We start from the raw sequence: 18,423 nt of genomic DNA, 5'->3' as shown, positions 1-18,423 counted from the left end.
GGCTCCTTCTTGCGCGATGCGATGTGGTGTCGGACCGGCCTGTACAACCGGTCCCCATGGCGGACCACCGAGATTTCCCCCTCGATCAACTTGGACGCGCCGAAACCCCCATCGGTTCCATCGGGGTCCAAGAAATTCCCCCAACAGCTATTTAACCCCATCCCAGACTGTGGAGGCGATCCTCGTCGATGCCGAAGTAGTGCCCGATTTCATGAATCACGGTCACCGCGACCTCGCGGACTACCTCTTCCTCGTTCCGGCACACCGCCAGGATGGTTTCGCGATAGATGGTGATCGTGTCGGGCAGCGCGCCGCCGTAATGACTGTCTCGGTGCGTGAGCGCAGTCCCGTGATAGAGCCCGAGCAACCCCGGATCTTCGTCGTTTCGTGGTTCGACCAGCACAACCACGTTGTCGATCGCGCTCGCCAACTCCGGCGGGATGAGGTCGAGCGCGTCGCCGACCAGCTCCTCGAAGCGATCGGGTGACATCGGAACCGGCATGGTCAGCGCGGTGCGGTGGTTGGCGCCGGAGCGCCAGGCAGCGGCGTAGGCAACGACCGGCCCTCGGGCACCGGCGGTGGCGGCACAGGCGGCTGGCCGTCGATGAGGATGTCGCCCTTGGCCGAGTTGACGATCGGCGCGAAGCCCTCGGTTGCTCCCTTACCGATGAAGCAATTCACCTTGCGGCTTCCGGACAGCCAACTTTCGGCGCTGAGCGCTTCGTCGGGAAACAGCGTCAACGTCTTGTTGCGCAGCGCGTCGGGCGACCCGAGATACTGGTCGACGGTCTTCGCGCAGGTCTCGGCCAGGAACTTGTCCTGATCCTCGACCGACGGCGGCGCGCCCTGGAACTGCGCCGCGAGATCGACCACTCCCGCGACCTCGAATGCGTGCGGCTTGGCGCAATCCACCGGGTCGGTTGGCAAATTCTGGCTGATCCCGATGCAGATGCCCGTGTCCCAGACCTTGGATTGATCTTGACCGGTTACCGGACCCGTGATCGGCAGATACTCACCGTTGGTTTTGGCGAATTTCAGTCCGCAACGCAGCGTTCGCTCACCGGCCGCCCAGCCGCCCTCGCCGGGGTTGATGAGCCCGACGTCGAATTTCCCCTTGGGATCGAAATGCGACGAAAGATATTGCTGGACGGCGGGCAGGCAGTGCTCGGACTGCAGTTCCGTGAACCGCAGAACCCCCGGGAATTTCGACCCTGGGCCGAATTCGCTGCCCGGGTACTCGCTGAGATCGATCTCTGCGGCCACCTCGAACTGGTGCGGTTCGCTGCAGTCGACCTTGCCGATATCGCTCGCATCGACTGCTGTCCACGTCAGGCATTCGCCCTGTTTCGCTGTGCCGAACGCCTCGCCTGCGACCGCACCGGTGGAGTCGACCTTTTCGCCCGGTGGGCGAGTGGTGAGGTCGTGATCCTTACGGAACCCGCCCGCGATGAAGATCGTCGCGATTGCCGCGACGATGGCTCCGATCGCGACCGCGGCGAGCACTCGCCGCGTCGTCGATGCCGACATGTGTCGCCTCGACGTCTCGTCGTCGTGCGCCGACTCCGGCGGATCTGGCGTGGGCTCTTGTACTGCATCGTCTTCGGACATCGGGTTCCATAATGCCCGGTCCGGATCGCATCGCGCAGTTGTATGTGCTCGCTCCGCTCGCGGTACCGTGACAACTCATGACAGAAGACACCGACAATGCCGACGATCCGCTGTTCGACCTCGCCCGAGACGGTGATGCGGCCGGACTTGCCAAGGCCGTGGATTCCGGTGTGGCCGTTGATCTGTCGAACGAAAACGGCGACACATTGCTGATGCTCTCGGCCTACCACGGGCACGCCGACGCGGTCCGTGCGCTCATCGAGCGCGGCGCGGACCCGAACCTGGCCAACGAGAGTGGCCAGACCCCGTTGGGTGGCGTCGTATTCAAGGGCAACGAAGAGGTGCTCAACGCCCTGCTGTCCGCGGGCGCCGATCCGGCAGTCGGGCAGCCGAGCGCGATCGAGATCGCGGAGATGTTCGGCCGGACCGACTTGGTCGAGAAGTGGCGCAAGTAAGAGTCACGCCCACGGCGTAGGTAGGGTCTTTCAGGTGATCGACCTGAGATTCCTGCGCGAAAACCCGGACGTGGTCCGCGCGTCGCAGCGCGCGCGGGGGGAGAACCCAGCGCACGTCGACGCCCTGTTGGAGGCGGACGCAGCGCGTCGAGCGGCTGTCGCAGCCGCGGACAACCTGCGGGCGGAACAGAAGACACTGAGCAAACAGGTCGGCAAAGCCAGTCCCGAGCAGCGTGCCGGCTTGCTTGCCGGAGCGCAGGAGCTTGCGGCCAAGGTCAAAGAAGCCGAAGCAGCGCAGACCGAAGCAGACGCCGCGCTCGACGCCGCCCATCGCGCAATATCCAACGTCGTTCAGGACGGTGCGCCTGCCGGCGGCGAGGCCGACTTCGTACTGCTGGACACGGTAGGCGAGCTGCCGACGTTCGATTTCGAGCCGAAGGACCACCTCGAGCTGGGGGAGTCGCTCAACCTCATCGACATCGAGCGCGGTGCGAAGGTTTCGGGTGCGCGGTTCTATTTCCTCACGGGCTTCGGCGCGATGCTCCAACTCGGGCTATTGCAGCTCGCTGCGCAGAAAGCCATCGCCAACGGTTTCACCATGATGATTCCGCCGGTCCTCGTGCGCCCTGAAATCATGGCGGGCACAGGCTTTCTCGGCGCGCATTCGGCGGAGATCTACCACCTCGACGACGAAGACCTCTACCTCGTCGGGACCTCGGAAGTGCCCCTCGCCGGTTATCACTCGGGCGAGATCCTGGACCTGAGCGCGGGTCCGAAGCGGTACGCGGGCTGGTCGTCGTGCTTCCGCCGGGAAGCGGGAAGCCACGGTAAAGACACGCGCGGCATCATCCGGGTGCATCAGTTCGACAAGGTCGAGATGTTCACCTACTGCAGGCCGGAGGATGCCGACGCCGAGCACCAGCGGCTGTTGGGCTGGGAGCGCGACATGCTTGCCGCGGTCGAGGTGCCGTACCGCGTGATCGATGTCGCCGCTGGGGATCTCGGCTCGTCGGCAGCGCGAAAGTTCGATTGCGAAGCATGGGTGCCGACGCAACAGACCTACCGCGAACTGACGTCGACATCGAATTGCACGACCTTCCAGGCGCGCCGCCTTTCGGTCCGCTACCGCGATGAGAACGGCAAGCCCCAGACCGCCGCGACGCTCAACGGGACCCTGGCGACCACACGCTGGATCGTCGCGATTCTCGAAAACCACCAGCAGGCAGACGGTTCGGTCCGCGTACCCGAGGCGCTCGTGCCATTCGTCGGGACCGACGTCCTGCGCTGATAACGACCCTGGTCAGGGCCCGAATTGAGTAAGGTCCAGCCCATGAACCTGTTCGATATCGTGGCGGCCCCTGTTCGTTTCGCCGCGGCGGTCGGCGAAACAGCGGCCGGGATGGCCAAGCTGGTCGGTCCGCGCGGACCGTCGCGCTTCATCGTCCAACTGGCCGAGGCGACGAGCAGCGACCGCCCCGCCGGTCAGGCCATCGACCGGATGCTCGAGGAGGACGGGCAACTCGACCGGATCATGGCTCCGGGCGGCCCGATCGATCGAATTCTCGCCGAAGGCGGGATCCTTGACAGGCTGTTGGCCGAGCACGGACTGCTCGACCAAGTACTCGACGCAGGTGGAACGCTGGATCAGCTGGTCGACGCCCTCGACCAGATGACGAGAATGGCGCCGATCATCGAAGCCATCAACAACCCGATGCGAGGGCTCGACGGGTCCGCGCAGCGGATCTCCGGTGCTGTCGACCCAGTCCGCAATCTCGCCGGCTCGATCCCCGGCCTCGGGCGGCTGAGCGCAGCAAGCAATGCGACGGAGCCGCCCGTCGATGTCGACTCAGACGTTAAGGATCGAAAGAAGTAGCCGTCAGTCGGAGAAGTCGAACGCGGTGCCGTCGATCCAAGCTTGCAGTGTTTCGGGGGTGAGCTGTTCGCCGCGGGCTTCCAGGCCGTCCAAATGGGCAAGGTAGGCCTTCATTGCTCCGCGCGCTGCCTTGGTGGAGCCGACCGCCAGGAACGCCGACCGCTCGGTGTGCAGTCCCTTGGCCAGTGCTTGGTCACCGTTGACGGCGTGTTTGATCGCCGCGACGGCGGCACGCGGGCGGCGAGCAAGGCGTTGCGCCGTTGCGCCGACGAACTCGGCGAATTCGCTCGGTGCAACCACGTAGTTGACGTAGCCGATCTCGAGCGCCTCGGCGGGCAGGATCGGCCTCCCGTCGAGCATCAACTCGAGTGCGCGAGCAGGACCGACAGCGCGCGGGAGGCGCTGAGTACCGCCACCACCAGGGATGATTCCCAATAGGACTTCCGGTTGTCCGATCTGAAACTCGCCGTCGGCCATGATTCGGATATCGCAGGACAGGGCGAGTTCGGAGCCACCGCCCAATGCACGACCGTTGATCGCGGCAATCACAACCTTGTCGATCGACTGGATCAATGCGCAGGTTTCGTGGAAGCGAAGCAATCCCGATACGCCCGCCGCAGGCGTCTTGCCGATCGCGTTACGGGCGCCGGGTATGCGTTCCAACGCGCTCTGCATCCGCAGGGTCGCACTCGCCGCCGACCGTGAGACGGCAACTTCGGGAAGCCCTTCGGTCCCCGCCGAGATCTCCGCGACGTCGAAATGAGAGATGAAGATTCCGTCCAACGCACTGGTGAGCACGATGGCGCCGATGCTGTTGTCGTCCTGCAGACCGAGGAGCAATTCGTGCAACTCGTCCATCGCGCCCGCCGTCAGAAAGTTGTGCGGCGGATTGTCGATGATCGCTGTGAGTACACGCCCGTCACGTTCGGTGCGGATCAATGGCATCGGTGTCGCCTCCAGGGTGAAAGTCTCTTGACGCGACAGTGCTGCATTGCCACAGTTGACGAATGCGATTCTCTGCCGGCGAGACTTGACGCTCTAACAACCGATCACTTGTCGTTCGCGTCGTTGCGTATTACGGCGTGCACGAACTTATCCCGTTCTACGCGTTGTACGCGATTCTGTTCGCCGATCACGGGCTCGATGCTGCGCAGATTTCATCGCTGCTTGTCATCTGGTCGTTGACCTCGTTCGTGCTGGAGGTGCCGTCGGGCGCCTGGGCCGACACTGTGTCTCGGCGCGGGCTTCTCGTGCTCGGCGCTCTCCTGACCGGTGCGGGTTTCGCCGCGTGGACCGTCTTTCCGTCATACCTCGGTTTCGCGATCGGCTTCGTGCTGTGGGGGACCGGCGGCGCGCTTGACTCCGGGACGTTCGAAGCGCTGTTGTACGACGAGCTGACCGCGCGGTCCGCGGCGCGTGACTACGCACGGGTGATGGGTTACGCCAGATCAGCGGCAGAGTTTGGGGCCTTGCTCGGAATCCTCGCCGCCACACCGCTGTTCGCGTGGGGCGGGTACGGACTGGTCGGCTGGGTCAGCGTCGCAGTGTGTGGCGTCGCCGCAAGCCTTGCCTGGTCGTTACCCCCTGCTGCCAAGGCGGCATCGGTCGCCGCCGTCGCCGATCTCGAGGACGATGCGGACGCTGTGCCAATCCTCGACGAACATCGGTCGCCACTGCATACCTACGTCTCGATGCTGCGCACGGGTATCGCTGAGGTGGTCGAGCGACCGACCGTGCGCTGGGGAGTTCTGCTGGCCTCGATGCTGTTCGGCTTTACCGCCTTCGACGAGTACTTCGGCCTGCTCGCCGAGGAGAACGGTGCGTCGACCCAGACCATCCCGTTGCTCGTCGGTCTCACCGTTGCAGGCACGCTCATCGGTTCGGCGCTCGCCGGTAGGACCGCGAAGATGCGAAGTGCCACGATGGCGTGGGCATTGGTTGTCGCTGCGGTGGCGCTGGCGGTAGGCGCACTCACGGGCGGTGCGGGTGTTGTCGGCGTCGCCGGTTTCGCTGCGATCGGCGTGGGCTACGGAATCATCAGCAACGCAGTGGTTGTCACGGAGGCCCGTCTGCAGGACTCGATCGAGGGTCCCGCGCGAGCGACGGTCACATCCGTTTCTGGCTTGTTGAGTGAAGTGGTTGCTCTTGCGGTTTTCGGCGCGGTCGCGCTCGGGTCGGTGTGGTTGCCGATTTCGGTCAACGTGGCACTGTTGGCCGTGCCCGTCTTGTTGACAGCCGTGTTGGTTCCGAAATGGTTGCCGGCAACCCACTCCGATCCGGACGAGGTAGCCGAGGTCGCTGGCTAGACTCTCGCCGAGGACGATTCGCCGCATTTGGAGGACATCGACGTGACCGGACCGCATCGCAGCGGTCCTCGGCCTGCCGTGCTTGCGCTCGCGCTCGCGCTGGGGGCGATCTTCGGTGTTGCGGTGGTCCGCATCGTGGTCTCGATCGGCGATGAACCGGAACCGCAACCGATGGCGTCTACGCAGCCACATGTCAGCGTTACCGTCACGACGACCGTGTCAGCCGTACGGACGTCCTTCGTTCCAACCGTCACCACGACGACGACCGTTGTGTCGACGACCGTCCCCCCCATTGCCTCGAACGCGACGAATCCACTGACCCAACCGGTTTCGATGGATCGAAACGGGTGTCCGTTGCCGCCCTGGACGAAGACCGACGAGGGGATGGCCGTTCTGCTCACCGCCGAAACCAAGTGCCTCGATGATTCCTGGCGGTTGGTATTCGACCAGCTGAAATTGCCCTTCACAGCACCGAAGTTAGTGTTGACGGACAAGGTCACCGCCGAGGATTGCGGTCGGCCACCCGAGCAGAACAGTTTCTACTGTGAGGGGACGATCTACCTGGTTCCGTCGAGTTACCTGACGACGAACGCGGGTTCGGCAGCTGTCCCGGCGGCCGCGGTCAGCCTGCTGGCTCACGAATACGGCCATCATCTCCAGCAGTTGAGCGGCACACTGCAAGTCGTCACCGCGCAGATTCGCGACGCAGGCGTCGGCACTCCTGCAGCGCTGGAACTGTCGCGCCGGACCGAGTTGCAGGCGCAATGCTTGTCCGGAATGTTCGTCGGCACCCACTTCGACGGGCCGAGTACGGCTGCGGCGCGCACCGACAACTACACGCGCGGCGATGCGCCGGGCGCGCTGCCAGATCATGGCACTCCGAAGAACTTCGGCGACTGGTTCACCGTCGGTGCGCAGCGAAACTCGCTGCAGGACTGCAACACCTGGTCCGCGCCGCCCGACGCCGTCCAGTGACCGAGCTGCCTTCGTTCCGTCGTCGGCTTGGACTGCTCATCGGATTCATGATCGGGCTCGCGGTGGTGCTGCAAGCGCGAATCAACGGCGCCCTGGGCGGACGGCTCGACGACGGTGTCGCCGCTGCAACGATCAGTTTCGGCGGCGGGCTCGTATTGCTCTGTGTGGCATTGGCATTCAGTCGACGATTTCGGTCGGGTTTGGCCGCTGTACGGTCCGCGCTCACGGCGGGGACGTTGCGCCCATGGCACTGCATCGGCGGCCTGTCCGGCGCGTTCTTCATTGCGTGCCAAGGCATCACGATCACGACGATCGGGGTCGCGTTGTTCACTGTCGCAACGATCGGTGGTCAAGTCGCAAGCAGTTTGTGGGTGGACCGTGTGGGCATCGGACCCGGTGGCCCTGGTGCGGTGACGCGGAATCGGGTGGTCGGAGCGGTGTTGGCGCTGGCAGCGGTCGTCTGCGCGAGTGCAGGGGAGTTCGACGCCGGCGTCGCGGCCCTCGTATTCGCGATTCTTCCGGCGGTGGCCGGTCTCGGTATCGCGTGGCAGCAGGCCGTCAACGGCAAGGTCGGCGCGGTCGGCGGTCCGTTCGTCGCGGCGTGGCTGAACTTCGCGGTCGGCACGGTTGCGCTGGTCGTCGTCCTGTGCGGTGTCTTCCTCGTGCGAGGGCTGCCGTCGGCGCTGCCCGATGAGTTGTGGCTGTATACCGGCGGCGCATTGGGCGTCGCATTCATTGCGGCCGGTGCGTTGGTCGTGCGGTGGATCGGGGTGCTGCTGCTCGGTCTGGCGGCTGTGGCCGGGCAGGTGATCGGGGCGGTTGCGTTGGATGCCTTCTTCCCGACCGGCCGCTCGCTGACCGTGCCCGTGCTGCTCGGCTGTGCGCTCGCTGTCATCGCCGTCGCGATCGCCGCCACGCCCAACCACCCCTCGTGAGTCTTTTAGGAGTCCCTGGACTCCTAAAAGACTCACGAGGGGGCGGGGCTATGGTGCTGTTACTCGCAGGCCTAGTGGCAAGGAGAAGCCTTGATTCTCGACCGCTTCAGGATCGACGGCCAGACCGCGATCGTCACCGGCGCAGGCAGAGGTCTCGGAGCGGCGATTGCTGTCGCCTTCGCGGAGGCCGGTGCCGACCTCGTCATCGCTGCGCGGACCGAGGCGCAGCTGGCCGAGGTCGCAGCGCAAATCGAGGCGACCGGTCGACGCGCGCACGTCGTCGTCGCGGACCTGAGTGACGCCGATGCTTGTGCAGCATTGGCCCAGACCGCAGTCGACCAGTTCGGACGCCTCGACATCGTGGTGAACAACGTCGGCGGTGCAATGCCTCGCCCGTTGCTCAACACCTCGCCGGCGGATATGGCCGAGGCCTTTGCCTTCAACGTCGGGAATGCGCACGCCCTGGTCACCGCTGCTGTGCCGCTGATGCTCGACACCGCGGGTGGCGGTTCGATCATCAACATCACGTCTGCGGTCGGCAGGTTGCCTGGCCGGGCATTCGCGGCTTATGGGACGGCGAAAGCCGCACTCGCGCACTACACCCGGATCGCTGCGATGGACCTCAATCCGCGCATCCGCGTGAATGCCATTGCGCCCGGCTCGATCCGGACCTCCGCGCTCGAGATCGTCGCGTCGAACGACGTCTTTCGTTCTGAACTGGAAGCCAAGACGCCGCTGCACGCGATCGGCGAGCCCGAAGACATTGCAGCCGCGGCGCTCTACCTGGCGTCACCCGCGGGCAAGTACGTGACCGGGAAGGTCCTCGAGGTGGACGGCGGCCTCATCGCGCCCAACCTCGACATCCCGATCCCCGACCTCTAGAGCTTGCGGGACCGCAGTTCGTGGCCCTTGGACGTCTTGCAGCGACCTGATTCGAGGTCCCACTGCCAGCCGTGCAGGTTGCAGGTCAGCGTGTTTCCCTCGATCACGCCGAACTTGGAGAGATCGGCCTTCAGGTGCGGGCACCGTCGCTGGACCTCCCAGCCGTCGAGTTCGGTGGACGCTGTGTCGTCGTGCGTTTCCGCGAACCAGCCGTCGGCGTAGGCCATGCGCTCGTCGGACAGGCATTTGAAGAACGTGTAGAGGAATTCGTTGTAGCCACCGACCCGCCATGCCGTGAACCGGGTCGAGAGAAAGATGCTGTTGACCCAGTCGGGCTCGTTGTCACGCAAAACCGTTCGGACCAGCTCGGGCGCGATGCGGAAGCCGAAGCGGTACTTGCCGTCCTTCTCACCCGGTGCCCGGACCGTGCGGGCAGGGAAGTCCAGGACGACGGTCTCGTCGCCGAGCACCAGCCCGACCGGGTAGCCGATGCCGTCACAGATCTGGTCGGTCAGCGCCATCAGGGGCTCGAAGAGTTCCTTCAGCGGTCCGAGCAGTGGCTCGCCGTCGGCCGGCGCCCACGAGGCTTTCTCGGCAGCAATGACCGGCGCCATCCGTTGCGCCATGTCTTCGATGTAGGCGGCCTTGTTGTCGAAGATCGACATCGGATCGTCGATCGGATGCTTCAGCGTCAGCTCGCCGCCCGCCAGGTCGGCCGTCGAACCGGGGATCATCAAGATCCCCTTGTCGTTGCCGTGGAGCCGCATCTGCTCGAGGAACACGATCTGATCCGGGAAGATGTTGCCTTCGTCGCCGTGGTCGTCGTTGAGGTAGCGCAGTTCCGGATCGAGGAACACCGGCGGACCCGCAGACGGCACTACCCAGGTAGCGCCGACCTGGTCGATGTAGGCACGGCAGCGGTCCATGCCGCGCTGGCGCTTCTGCTTGCCGAAGTTCGACTTCGTGCGGTTCGGGATGTCGTAGACCATCGGGTACCAAATGGCGCCCGAGTACTGCAGCAGGTGAATGTCGATCTGGCCGAACTGATCGTGCAGCACGTCCATGTCGACTGGACGGGCGTCGTTCATGTTGAAACAGGTGGTCTCACCGTCGGAGACGACGAGGCCCGAGTCGCCGATCGGGCCGTCTGCAGGAGCGCGCAGGGCGATGATCATGATGTCGAGTTCGCCCACGCGATGTTTCACCGAGTCTTCGGTCTCGAAGAACTTCGTGAAGCCGAGCGCTTCCAGTTCACGCTTGAGGTCCGGGACCGGGTAATCGGGCAGCAGCACCGTCGCGTCCTTGTTGACGTGCTTTGCGAGGTTCTCCGGATCGAAGTGATCTTTGTGCAGGTGGGAGACGTAGAGGTAGTCGCAGTTGCCTAACGCGTCCCAGTCGAGCTGGGTGTTGTCGGGAAACGGGAACCACGACGCGAAATACGCAGGATTGACCCACGGGTCGCACAGGATCGATCCCGACTTCGTCTGGATATGAAATCCCGCGTGTCCGACGCTGGTGACCTGCACAGTGACCTACCTCCTGAAGAAATCCAGGTTCCAAGGGTAGCCGGACCGCTAAGGGGAAATATCCGCGATGCAGTAGCCGTCGGGTCCGATGGCGAGTGAGAACTCTTTCGTCGCGGTGATCCCCGACGAGTTCGTCACCGGTGCGGTCACGGTGGCGAAGCCGTCGCTGCTGCCCGATGTGGTGATCTCGGCATCCTCGAAACCCGTCGTGCCGGTGAGCCTGCCTGGGTTGTTCGCCAGCGTCGATCCAGCGCAGACGAGACGATATTTGTCTTCGACGTCGGCGGCATTGACCGGTTTGCCGACGAATCTGGACAGATACCGCCGGACCGCGTGGCGCGCGTCGGCGTCGTTGAACGCCGCATCCGAGCCGGTCGGGTAGACGCGCGGGCATGCGTACCCTGAGGCGATCTCGTTGCGCTTGACCGACACGGTCGCGACCGGGCCGGTCCAGATCACTGCGAACTGACCGTCGATGCCGGGTGTAGCAAGGGCGGCGGCGATGGCGTCCTTATCGGCATACATCTCGTCGATGTTCTGCGGTGCCATAGTCCAGCACTTCTGCTCGAGGACGGTGATATCCGCGTTGAGCAGATCGGCTGCCCACGGAGATAGTGCGGTGACGGCGTCCGGATTGCCTGGCACGGCGCCGATCGGTATCGGCGAAACGGTGTGGCTCGTCTGGGTGACCGAGGCCGAGGTTGCCGGCTGGGTCGTGACCGTTGCAGTCGCGCTCGAAGGCGGCGTCGGGGTCGTCGTGTCGGGCAAACCGGCCGTGCCGTCGTCGGGCAGGCATGCGGTCGGGAGCAGCGCGAACGCACCGACGACGCAGGCGACCAATGATCTCCGGTGTCGGTACACGCAGTGCAACCTTTCTTGTTCGAGCCACATCTGGTGCCCGTCGAACCCCCACCGACTACGCTAGCCGACTGTGGATCCCCTCTATAAGACCATCATCGGCGTCGCGCGGACCGTGTTCGCCGTCCAGGGTTTGAAGTTCAAGGTTAGGGGCGCGGAGAACGTACCCGCTACCGGAGGGGCCGTGATCGCGGTGAATCACACCGGTTACATGGACTTCACCTACGCGGGTCTGCCGGTTCGGACGCCGAAGCGCTACATCAGGTTCATGGCGAAGAAAGAAGTCTTCGACAACAAGATCACGGGCCCGATCATGCGGGGCCTCAAGCACATCGAGGTCGACCGCGTCGCCGGCGCCGATTCGTATCACCAAGCCGTCGAGGCGTTGCGCCGCGGTGAACTTGTCGGGGTGTATCCGGAAGCGACGATCAGCCGAAGTTTCGAAATCAAGGAATTCAAGTCCGGCGCGGCGCGGATGGCAATCGAGGCGGGGGTCCCGATCGTCCCGATCGTGATCTGGGGTGCGCAGCGAGTGTGGACGAAGGGGCATCCGAAACGGCTCGGCCGCACGAAAACGCCGATTTCTATCGCGGTCGGCAAGCCGATCGAACCTTTCGAGCCGGCGCCCGAGCTAACTGCGGTTCTGCGAAAGACAATGCAAGAGTTGCTGCTCGAACTCCAGAAGGACTACGAGCATCCGGCGGGCGCGTACTGGGTGCCAGCCAGGTTGGGCGGTGGGGCGCCGACTTTGGAGGAGGCGACCGCACTCGACGTCGCCGAAGCCGAGGCCAGAGTCGCCGCCCGTAAGGCGCAGTCGGAGTAACCGATGGCCCGCGAGCTGGTGTACGACGCCCTGAACGCGATCGCCCGCACAGTGCTGCACGCACAGGGCATCCGGATCACGATCGAAGGCCAGGACAACATCCCGACAAGGGGTGGCGCGGTGATCGCCGCGAATCACACCGCCTACCTCGATTTCGTCGAGGTCGGGCTGGTCGGCCGCAATCGCGGTCGCAACGTCCGGTACATGATGAAAGCGGAGCTGCAACAGAATCGGATCGTCGCGTTTCTGATGAAGCACTGCAAGGCAATTCCCGTGGACCGGTCGGCGGGCCATGCCGCGTACGACGCAGCCGTCGTGGCGCTGCGCGCGGGCGAGTTGGTCGTCGTCTATCCCGAGGCGACGATCAGCCGCAGCTTCGAGTTGAAGGAATTCAAGTCCGGGGCGGCGCGGATGGCGATAGATGCGAACGTTCCGATCGTGCCCGTCGTCATCTGGGGTGCCCACCGCGTGTGGACGAAGGGGTTTCCGAAACAGCTCGGCCGGCACAAGTTCCCGATCAACATCGAAATCGGCGAACCGATTTCGCCGCTTGAGCCGGTCGACGGACTGACTGCCACGTTGCGGACCGCAATGGACGGTCTCTTGGCCCGCGCTCAGCAGGACTACCCGGCGCCCGCAGGGGAGCCGTGGGTTCCCGTTCGGCTCGGCGGCAGTGCCCCGACCCTGGAGAAAGCGCACGAACTCGAAGAAGCCGAGTTCGCAGCTCGTCGCGCCAAAGCGCAACGGCGCAAGGCATGAGTAAGAAGAAGCGCACACCTAAAGCGAAATCAAACGCGCCGCGATCACGGCGAGCCAAACGCCTGGTGGCTCGGGGACCGACAAGCATGGCGCGCCTCGACGCCGCCTTGAATGCGCTCGAGCACCCGTTCGGTCGTTGGCTTGTCGACGAGGAACTGGCGTCGAGCGACGCCGAGATCGAGTCGATCGTCGAGACTGCGTGGGCCGGCGTCACCGCGATGCTCGACGAGTGCTCGGACTTTCAGCTGACCCGCATCGATGCGCACGCCCTCGACCATCTGCTGGACACGATTCCGGTGCCCGAGGATCCTGACGCCGCCGCGGATCTCGTTGATGCAGTGTTGCTTCCGGTCGGGATGTTCATGAATTTCCTGTTCGACACCGATCGCTGGACGGGTTCCGAGGACGATTACACGGAAGCGACCTCGATGATCATGGAACTCGTAAATGAGTCCGAGGCGCCCCACGTGGAGCCGGAGGACGAGGTCGAAGCCCTGCTCGCCCTTCCCATGACGGCGCAGCTCCAGGATTTGCTGCGCTGGGTCGGCGAAGGACGTGGCCTCGACGAATTGAGCGGCAGCCCGATCACGGACGACAGACTTTGGCGTTTGGCGATCGAACACGGTCTAGTCGAAATGGACGCAGGACGCTTCGTGCTGGCACCCCACGCCGACGAGTGGCCGCACCACACCGCCGACATCGAGGAGAAGGTGGACGAGCTGCGTTCCGCTGCGGCGCTGTACATCGCCTTGATGTTCAACGACGCAGATCCCGATTCGGCAGACGCGCAGACGCGCATCCTCGAGGATCTCGCCCGCCACGGGTTCGCTGACGCGACAGCCGATTACGAAGTCTACGACCGACTCAAACCCACATTGGACGTCGCCATGGACATCCTCGACGAGCTACTGGATCGGTCGGCTGAGGGGAACGTTGACGAAGCTCGGGCTGGAGGGGTCGATGACGATGTGCTGCTGCGCGAGTCCCGACTCGTTCAGAAGCGGCCGAAGCGGTAAGCCGCGCGGGAAGTTGCTGGCGAACACATCGATTCGGAGTCGGTGACCCGGCTGCAGCACTCCGTCGGTCGCCATCAGACCGAGGTCGAGCGTCGTCGGAACGCCGGGCACGATGGCCTGACGAGTTGCAAGTGAGAGGATCGGGTACGGATCGGTGTAATCACCGTTTGCCGATCGCGTCGCCCGCTCCTCGTCGACAGCACGCAACGATGCCATCAGTTGCCCGGACGTCCACACCGTCGAACGACCATCTGGGGCAACGTCGTTCACTGTGGCGGTCCAGTAGCCGTCCGTTGTGTCCAGCATTGTGTTGAGGTGCAGATTGACCGGACCGGACAGCAGAGTCGGCTCCGACACCGGAGCGCTGGTGAACGTCAGCCCGTTCAACTCGTGGGCGCGTGCATCTTTCGCGCAGATATCCAGAATCGCGCCGACGCCCGCGGTGATCTGCGCGTTGTCGCGCGAGCACAGACTCATCACGCCAGGGCCGACTGTCAACGTCGCCAGACCACCTGGCTCGGGTGTCAGGCTGCCATCGTGGAGACTGCTGTTCGTCGTGCCACTGGCTGTTGCGGACAGGTACATCCGCTGGTATTCCATTCCAGCCCTGGGGAATTGGTCCGTCGTCGTCCATGTTCCGCCTTGTTGGGCGAGGGTGACCGGACCGTAGCCGTCGATGCCGTTATCGATGCCCTTCAGCCATTTGTCGAACCAGGCGCGCTGGAGGACGTCGATCCGCGGGGGATAACCGGCTCGTCCGAAGTCGCTGGCCGGCGTTCCGTGGTAGCCGTCGCCCATGATCAGTTGCTTTTGGCCGGGGGGTAGCGGAATCGCGTTGTAGATGCGCGGTTCGGAGTAGGCGAAGATGTCGTGCCAACCGCCGACGACCATAGTCGGGATCTGCACTCGATCGGGATTGCCGCGCAGACCTTCGCGAAGGGGGCTATCCGCATCGAGGAAGGTCTTCAGATTGTCGGGAACCTCCGCGACGCTCATCGTGGCAAGCGCCGCGATGATGTAATCGACGAACACGGCTGGGTTCTGGACTCGGTCTGCCAACCATCTCCAGTCGAAGGTCCCGGTAAAGAGGGATTGCAAATCGGGGACCAACTTCAGGGCATTGACCCCGATCAACCACGGCGGAATGAAACCGAAGCCGAGCGCACCGCCCGTCGCGACGACGTCGCGCAGGAGGTCGTTGCCGGGTTCGACCGGGACGATCGCCTTGAGCGCCTCCGGCCGCTTTTCGGCGGCGTACACCTGATTGATCGCCGAGTACGAAATTCCGGTCATGCCGATGTCGCCTGTGGACCACGGCTGCTTGCTCGCCCAGTCGATTACTTCGACTGTGTCCTGCTTTTCGCGTTCTTGAAATACGTCCCAAACCCCTTGGGAGAAGCCAGTTCCCCGGACATCGGCGACGACGTAGGTGTAGCCGCTCTGAACCAATTTCCGGTCGACGGAGAACGCTCTCACGATGCCGCCGGGCACGGTTTTCGTCAGCTCGGTAAGTCCGCCGAGTCCAATGCCGGACAGGTCGAAATCGCGGAGGAAGCCACTCAAAATCTCGGGAAGAACCGGCACCGACATTGCCGACTCGCCGATCATCGAGACCAGCTTCGTATACGGCGTCATGGTAACGATGGTCGGCGTTGGCGTCTCGACGATCCGACCCGCCGCGTCGACCGGTCGATAGACGTTGGCCTTGAGCACGGTGCCGTCGCTCATCGTGATCGGAACGTCCCAGTCGATGTGGACCTGACCTGGATAGGCAGCGGGGCCGTCGGCAGTCGCAGTCCATTGCGCACCCTGAGCGCCCCCATCGGGAGTCGCCGATGCCATAGGCACCACGAGTCCCGAGATTACGACCGTCGACACGAGCACTGAAAAGGCACGCCTGAGAACGCCCATTTACCCGACTCCTTTGTCAATTCGTGATCAGACTAGTGCGCGCCAGTCGATCGGGAGGCAGATCGACCCCATGACCCGCCAGCGTTTGTATCTGTGTGCGTGAGTGACAGAAACAATCGCGTACCCCACTATCAGCTGGGAACTGTAGCGTTTCTCACTGGTGATGACAACAGTCGCATTCAGCCGATCGGGCAGTGCTCAGAGGTACGGTTGACGTTTCACCTATTTGTGCGGAGCGGCGGTGATAAGCGTGGTCCTCCCGGTCGACGAAGCTCGCCTACCCCGCGGACCGCACCGGCTCACGCGCGAGGAAGTCGCCGGATCGCAGCGGTGGCGCATCGGAGTCGCAGCGCTGCAGACGGTCGCGGAAAACGGGTACCACGCGACGACGGTCGCCGATATCGTCAAGCGGGCCAAGGTATCTCGGCGAACCTTCTACGAGCTCTTTCCCAGCAAAGACGCGTGCTTCATCGCCGCGTTCGAAGTGTGCGTGGACTTCGTCGATGCTCAGCTGAGTTCTGCACTGCGGTCGGATACCCGTCTCGGATGGCGCGATCTGGTTCGGCAGTCGCTGACGTCGTACCTGCGAATCATTGCCGCCGAGCCCGCTTTCGCCAGCGCGCTCCATATCGAGACGATCGCGGCGGGTCCGCCTCTCGTGGCTGCCCGCAGCAGGATGCTTTCTGTGTTCGCCGCTCGAATGCGCGCGGTGTGCGAATTGGCGGTCGCGGCGGGCGACGTGCCGGGTATGCCACCCGACGAGGTCTTCGACTTCATGGTCGGCGGGATCGACGAACGCGTTCGCTACTGCCTGCAACACAGCGGGCCCGAGGCCCTTCTGGACCTCGAGCCCCTGTTCTACAGCGCCACGATCGCTCTTTTCGGCGCCACTGGATCGTGAATCAACTTGCGGCGTGCAGGTTTTTCGCCGTGGGGGAGGACGGTACGTCCTCTGCCTTGGGGAACGTTCCGAGTACACGATCGGCAGTGCCGGACGTCGTCACCGTGAACCAGTAGTGCTCGTTCTTGTAGTGATGCAGCCGATGGTCGCGCCAGATCGCCCGATACACGCGGGTTTTCGGCTTGTAATCGCTGTGGATCAGGTAGTGGCTCCACTCGTAGATGATGCCGAGAACGCCGATGAACGTCAGGTAGGTCAAGCCGAGCCCGATGCGCGGGAATGCGAAGACGGAGATCGCCACGGCCAGCGGCAGGATCCAGAGCAGCGCTTTCCAGGGGATGAAGATCAGCGGGATCTTTCTCGGGTCGACGTGGTGTGCTCGATGGTCTTTCGCAAGGCGCGAATCGAGCGTCAGTTTGCCGAGATGCAGCGGCTTTGCGTGCAGGATCGTCACGTGCACAACCCATTCGAAGAACGGGAAGACGGCCAGCATGACCAGCGGAACGATCGCGTCGGTGTACTGCCAGTCGCCCACGATGATTCGAGCGGTCAAGGCTGCGACCAACGTTGCGCTGATCATCCAGGGCGATGGGTGGCGCCAGAACTCTCGCCCCGCGTCCGCGAGGGTGAAGGATTTTCTGATCCGTCGGGTGGTGGGTGCGCTCATCTTTGAGCCTCCAAACTGTCGATAGCGGTCAACAATGCCGAGGTGGCGGGTTCGAGAAGTTGCTGTGCGGCCTGCGTGGCGGCGGCGGGGTCGCCCGCGACGATGGCGTCGGCGAGGGTGCGATACGCGTCCGGCCTGCCGACTTCCGCCGCCATGACCGTGGCCAATGCGCTCAATGCAGGTTCGTAGGCGGAGCGCAGTGTGTTGTACATCAGCCGGAACGCGATCGAATCGGCGCCGTCGACGATGTGATCCCAAAACGTGAGCGCGTAACGCTGGCGCTCGACGGGGTCGGTCTCGGCTTCGAGTGACTCGATCGAATCATTCAGCAGCACGGCAAGTTTCGCGCCGCCGCGCTGTGCGGCCAGCTCCGCCACCTTGGGTCCGTTGTGCAGCCGGGTCTCGAGGATGCTCCGAGCCACCGTTACGTCCAGCTCGCCATCTCGGAGCAGGAGGCGGGGGAGAAGGTCCAGGCCCGCGGTCCGTCGGTAGTCGCGGACCGTCGTCGAATCGCCTTGCCGCACCTCGACCAAGCCGGCCGCAGCCACACGCTTGAGCGCCTCTCGTACTGCGGGCCGCGAGACACCGAGCACCTCCGCGAGTCGACGCTCGCTGGGCAGCGATTCGCCGGGGATCAACTCGCCGCTGATCACGTCGGCAAGGATCTGCTCGAACACATCCTCGGGGACGGATCGTCGATTTACCGGTTGTAGCGCCATGCATCGAGTGTGCGACCTAGATGGCCAGACGTCAAGTGGTCAGACCAGTGATTTCAACTAGCTTGTGAGTCTTTTAGGAGTCCAGAGACTCTGTGCTGTCTACATACATGTGGCACAGATATGTCTACATACATGCGGGACACATTCTAGGCCGCGAGGTGGAGTTGGCCTTGGTATCGCTTGGTCGGATCGAGCATCAGGTGGCCGAT

At 63.9% G+C, this 18,423-nt stretch carries 19 protein-coding genes; 11 read left to right on the top strand and 8 right to left on the bottom strand.

Annotated elements, in window-relative coordinates; all coding sequences use genetic code 11:
- Positions 1-151: 151 nt before the first annotated feature.
- Together FGL95_RS09190 and FGL95_RS09185 are read right to left on the bottom strand one after the other, a co-directional pair.
- Positions 152-502 (bottom strand): metallopeptidase family protein, encoded by a 351-nt coding sequence (locus FGL95_RS09190; protein WP_169585954.1) that lies wholly within the window; start codon positions 500-502, stop codon positions 152-154.
- Positions 503-504: 2 nt separating this feature from the next.
- Entirely contained in the window at positions 505-1,608 is a 1,104-nt protein-coding gene (locus FGL95_RS09185) for a septum formation family protein (protein WP_169585953.1), read from the bottom strand.
- Positions 1,609-1,685: 77 nt separating this feature from the next.
- Here FGL95_RS09185 and FGL95_RS09180 point away from each other — a divergent pair, with 77 nt between their 5' ends.
- The 3 genes from FGL95_RS09180 to FGL95_RS09170 are packed head-to-tail and all read left to right on the top strand — an operon-like array spanning position 1,686 to position 3,936.
- Positions 1,686-2,063 carry an ankyrin repeat domain-containing protein gene (locus FGL95_RS09180; RefSeq protein WP_169585952.1) on the top strand — a complete coding sequence of 126 codons (378 nt, stop codon included), beginning with the start codon at positions 1,686-1,688 and terminating at the stop codon, positions 2,061-2,063.
- A 34-nt stretch (positions 2,064-2,097) separates the two neighbouring features.
- Complete coding sequence (gene serS, locus FGL95_RS09175) at positions 2,098-3,351, top strand: serine--tRNA ligase (RefSeq protein WP_169585951.1); 1,254 nt, start codon at positions 2,098-2,100, stop codon at positions 3,349-3,351.
- 42 nt (positions 3,352-3,393) lie between these two features.
- Complete coding sequence (locus tag FGL95_RS09170) at positions 3,394-3,936, top strand: hypothetical protein (protein WP_169585950.1); 543 nt, start codon at positions 3,394-3,396, stop codon at positions 3,934-3,936.
- A 3-nt stretch (positions 3,937-3,939) separates the two neighbouring features.
- Here the strand turns inward: FGL95_RS09170 and FGL95_RS09165 are convergent, their stop codons facing one another.
- Positions 3,940-4,881, bottom strand: a complete 942-nt coding sequence (locus tag FGL95_RS09165; protein WP_169585949.1) for an enoyl-CoA hydratase/isomerase family protein — start codon at positions 4,879-4,881, stop codon at positions 3,940-3,942.
- Positions 4,882-5,018: 137 nt separating this feature from the next.
- Here FGL95_RS09165 and FGL95_RS09160 point away from each other — a divergent pair, with 137 nt between their 5' ends.
- The 4 genes from FGL95_RS09160 to FGL95_RS09150 all read left to right on the top strand — a co-directional run bounded on the left by FGL95_RS09160 (position 5,019) and on the right by FGL95_RS09150 (position 9,034).
- Complete coding sequence (locus FGL95_RS09160; protein WP_169585948.1) at positions 5,019-6,242, top strand: MFS transporter; 1,224 nt, start codon at positions 5,019-5,021, stop codon at positions 6,240-6,242.
- 42 nt (positions 6,243-6,284) lie between these two features.
- A complete protein-coding gene (locus FGL95_RS32920; protein WP_338079790.1) occupies positions 6,285-7,217 on the top strand; it encodes a neutral zinc metallopeptidase in 933 nt (310 codons plus the stop codon).
- Positions 7,214-8,152, top strand: a complete 939-nt coding sequence (locus tag FGL95_RS09155; protein ID WP_338079789.1) for a DMT family transporter — start codon at positions 7,214-7,216, stop codon at positions 8,150-8,152. Before FGL95_RS32920 ends, FGL95_RS09155 begins: the two co-directional genes overlap by 4 nt.
- Positions 8,153-8,242: 90 nt before the next feature.
- The gene (locus FGL95_RS09150; protein WP_169585946.1) at positions 8,243-9,034 is read left to right on the top strand and encodes an SDR family oxidoreductase; all 792 of its coding nucleotides are present in this window, start codon (positions 8,243-8,245) and stop codon (positions 9,032-9,034) included.
- Here the strand turns inward: FGL95_RS09150 and FGL95_RS09145 are convergent.
- Together FGL95_RS09145 and FGL95_RS09140 are read right to left on the bottom strand one after the other, a co-directional pair.
- The gene (locus FGL95_RS09145) at positions 9,031-10,560 is read right to left on the bottom strand and encodes a Rieske 2Fe-2S domain-containing protein (protein WP_169585945.1); all 1,530 of its coding nucleotides are present in this window, start codon (positions 10,558-10,560) and stop codon (positions 9,031-9,033) included. The two genes, FGL95_RS09150 and FGL95_RS09145, sit on opposite strands and share 4 nt — an antisense overlap.
- A 48-nt stretch (positions 10,561-10,608) precedes the next feature.
- Positions 10,609-11,421: a hypothetical protein gene (locus tag FGL95_RS09140; RefSeq protein ID WP_169585944.1), complete on the bottom strand. Its 813-nt coding sequence runs from the start codon at positions 11,419-11,421 to the stop codon at positions 10,609-10,611.
- 70 nt (positions 11,422-11,491) lie between these two features.
- Here FGL95_RS09140 and FGL95_RS09135 point away from each other — a divergent pair, with 70 nt between their 5' ends.
- The 3 genes from FGL95_RS09135 to FGL95_RS09125 all read left to right on the top strand — a co-directional run bounded on the left by FGL95_RS09135 (position 11,492) and on the right by FGL95_RS09125 (position 14,016).
- Positions 11,492-12,241, top strand: a complete 750-nt coding sequence (locus FGL95_RS09135) for a 1-acyl-sn-glycerol-3-phosphate acyltransferase (protein WP_169585943.1) — start codon at positions 11,492-11,494, stop codon at positions 12,239-12,241.
- Positions 12,242-12,244: 3 nt separating this feature from the next.
- The gene (locus FGL95_RS09130) at positions 12,245-13,000 is read left to right on the top strand and encodes a lysophospholipid acyltransferase family protein (protein ID WP_169585942.1); all 756 of its coding nucleotides are present in this window, start codon (positions 12,245-12,247) and stop codon (positions 12,998-13,000) included.
- An 86-nt stretch (positions 13,001-13,086) separates the two neighbouring features.
- On the top strand, positions 13,087-14,016 hold the full coding sequence (locus FGL95_RS09125) for a hypothetical protein (RefSeq protein ID WP_169585941.1): 930 nt from the start codon (positions 13,087-13,089) through the stop codon (positions 14,014-14,016).
- Here the strand turns inward: FGL95_RS09125 and FGL95_RS09120 are convergent.
- Positions 13,906-15,927: a CocE/NonD family hydrolase gene (locus FGL95_RS09120; protein ID WP_169585940.1), complete on the bottom strand. Its 2,022-nt coding sequence runs from the start codon at positions 15,925-15,927 to the stop codon at positions 13,906-13,908. The two genes, FGL95_RS09125 and FGL95_RS09120, sit on opposite strands and share 111 nt — an antisense overlap.
- 241 nt (positions 15,928-16,168) lie before the next feature.
- On the opposite strand from FGL95_RS09120, the gene FGL95_RS09115 reads away from it, so the two are divergent.
- A complete protein-coding gene (locus FGL95_RS09115; protein ID WP_338079788.1) occupies positions 16,169-16,828 on the top strand; it encodes a TetR/AcrR family transcriptional regulator in 660 nt (219 codons plus the stop codon).
- Position 16,829: 1 nt separating this feature from the next.
- Here the strand turns inward: FGL95_RS09115 and FGL95_RS09110 are convergent, their stop codons facing one another.
- Together FGL95_RS09110 and FGL95_RS09105 are read right to left on the bottom strand one after the other, a co-directional pair.
- Entirely contained in the window at positions 16,830-17,495 is a 666-nt protein-coding gene (locus FGL95_RS09110) for a sterol desaturase family protein (RefSeq protein ID WP_169585939.1), read from the bottom strand.
- Positions 17,492-18,214, bottom strand: a complete 723-nt coding sequence (locus FGL95_RS09105) for a FadR/GntR family transcriptional regulator (protein ID WP_169585938.1) — start codon at positions 18,212-18,214, stop codon at positions 17,492-17,494. The genes FGL95_RS09110 and FGL95_RS09105 overlap by 4 nt, the downstream gene beginning before the upstream one ends.
- Positions 18,215-18,423: the final 209 nt, after the last annotated feature.

This window comes from Antrihabitans stalactiti (assembly GCF_012932915.1).
GTDB classification, from domain to species: Bacteria; Actinomycetota; Actinomycetes; order Mycobacteriales; family Mycobacteriaceae; genus Antrihabitans; species Antrihabitans stalactiti.
Note: the sequence above shows the minus strand (reverse complement) of the source record. Positions and strands in the feature narration are given on the sequence as shown.

Bases quoted from the DNA above. Each gene is read 5' to 3' on its own strand.
- FGL95_RS09190 (WP_169585954.1), bottom strand. From the start codon at position 502: ATGCCGGTTCCGATGTCACCCGATCGCTTCGAGGAGCTGGTCGGCGAC.
- FGL95_RS09185 (WP_169585953.1), bottom strand. From the start codon at position 1,608: ATGTCCGAAGACGATGCAGTACAAGAGCCCACGCCAGATCCGCCGGAG.
- FGL95_RS09180 (WP_169585952.1), top strand. From the start codon at position 1,686: ATGACAGAAGACACCGACAATGCCGACGATCCGCTGTTCGACCTCGCC.
- FGL95_RS09170 (WP_169585950.1), top strand. From the start codon at position 3,394: ATGAACCTGTTCGATATCGTGGCGGCCCCTGTTCGTTTCGCCGCGGCG.
- FGL95_RS09165 (WP_169585949.1), bottom strand. From the start codon at position 4,881: ATGCCATTGATCCGCACCGAACGTGACGGGCGTGTACTCACAGCGATC.
- FGL95_RS09130 (WP_169585942.1), top strand. From the start codon at position 12,245: ATGGCCCGCGAGCTGGTGTACGACGCCCTGAACGCGATCGCCCGCACA.
- FGL95_RS09125 (WP_169585941.1), top strand. From the start codon at position 13,087: ATGGCGCGCCTCGACGCCGCCTTGAATGCGCTCGAGCACCCGTTCGGT.
- FGL95_RS09120 (WP_169585940.1), bottom strand. From the start codon at position 15,927: ATGGGCGTTCTCAGGCGTGCCTTTTCAGTGCTCGTGTCGACGGTCGTA.
- FGL95_RS09110 (WP_169585939.1), bottom strand. From the start codon at position 17,495: ATGAGCGCACCCACCACCCGACGGATCAGAAAATCCTTCACCCTCGCG.
- FGL95_RS09105 (WP_169585938.1), bottom strand. From the start codon at position 18,214: ATGGCGCTACAACCGGTAAATCGACGATCCGTCCCCGAGGATGTGTTC.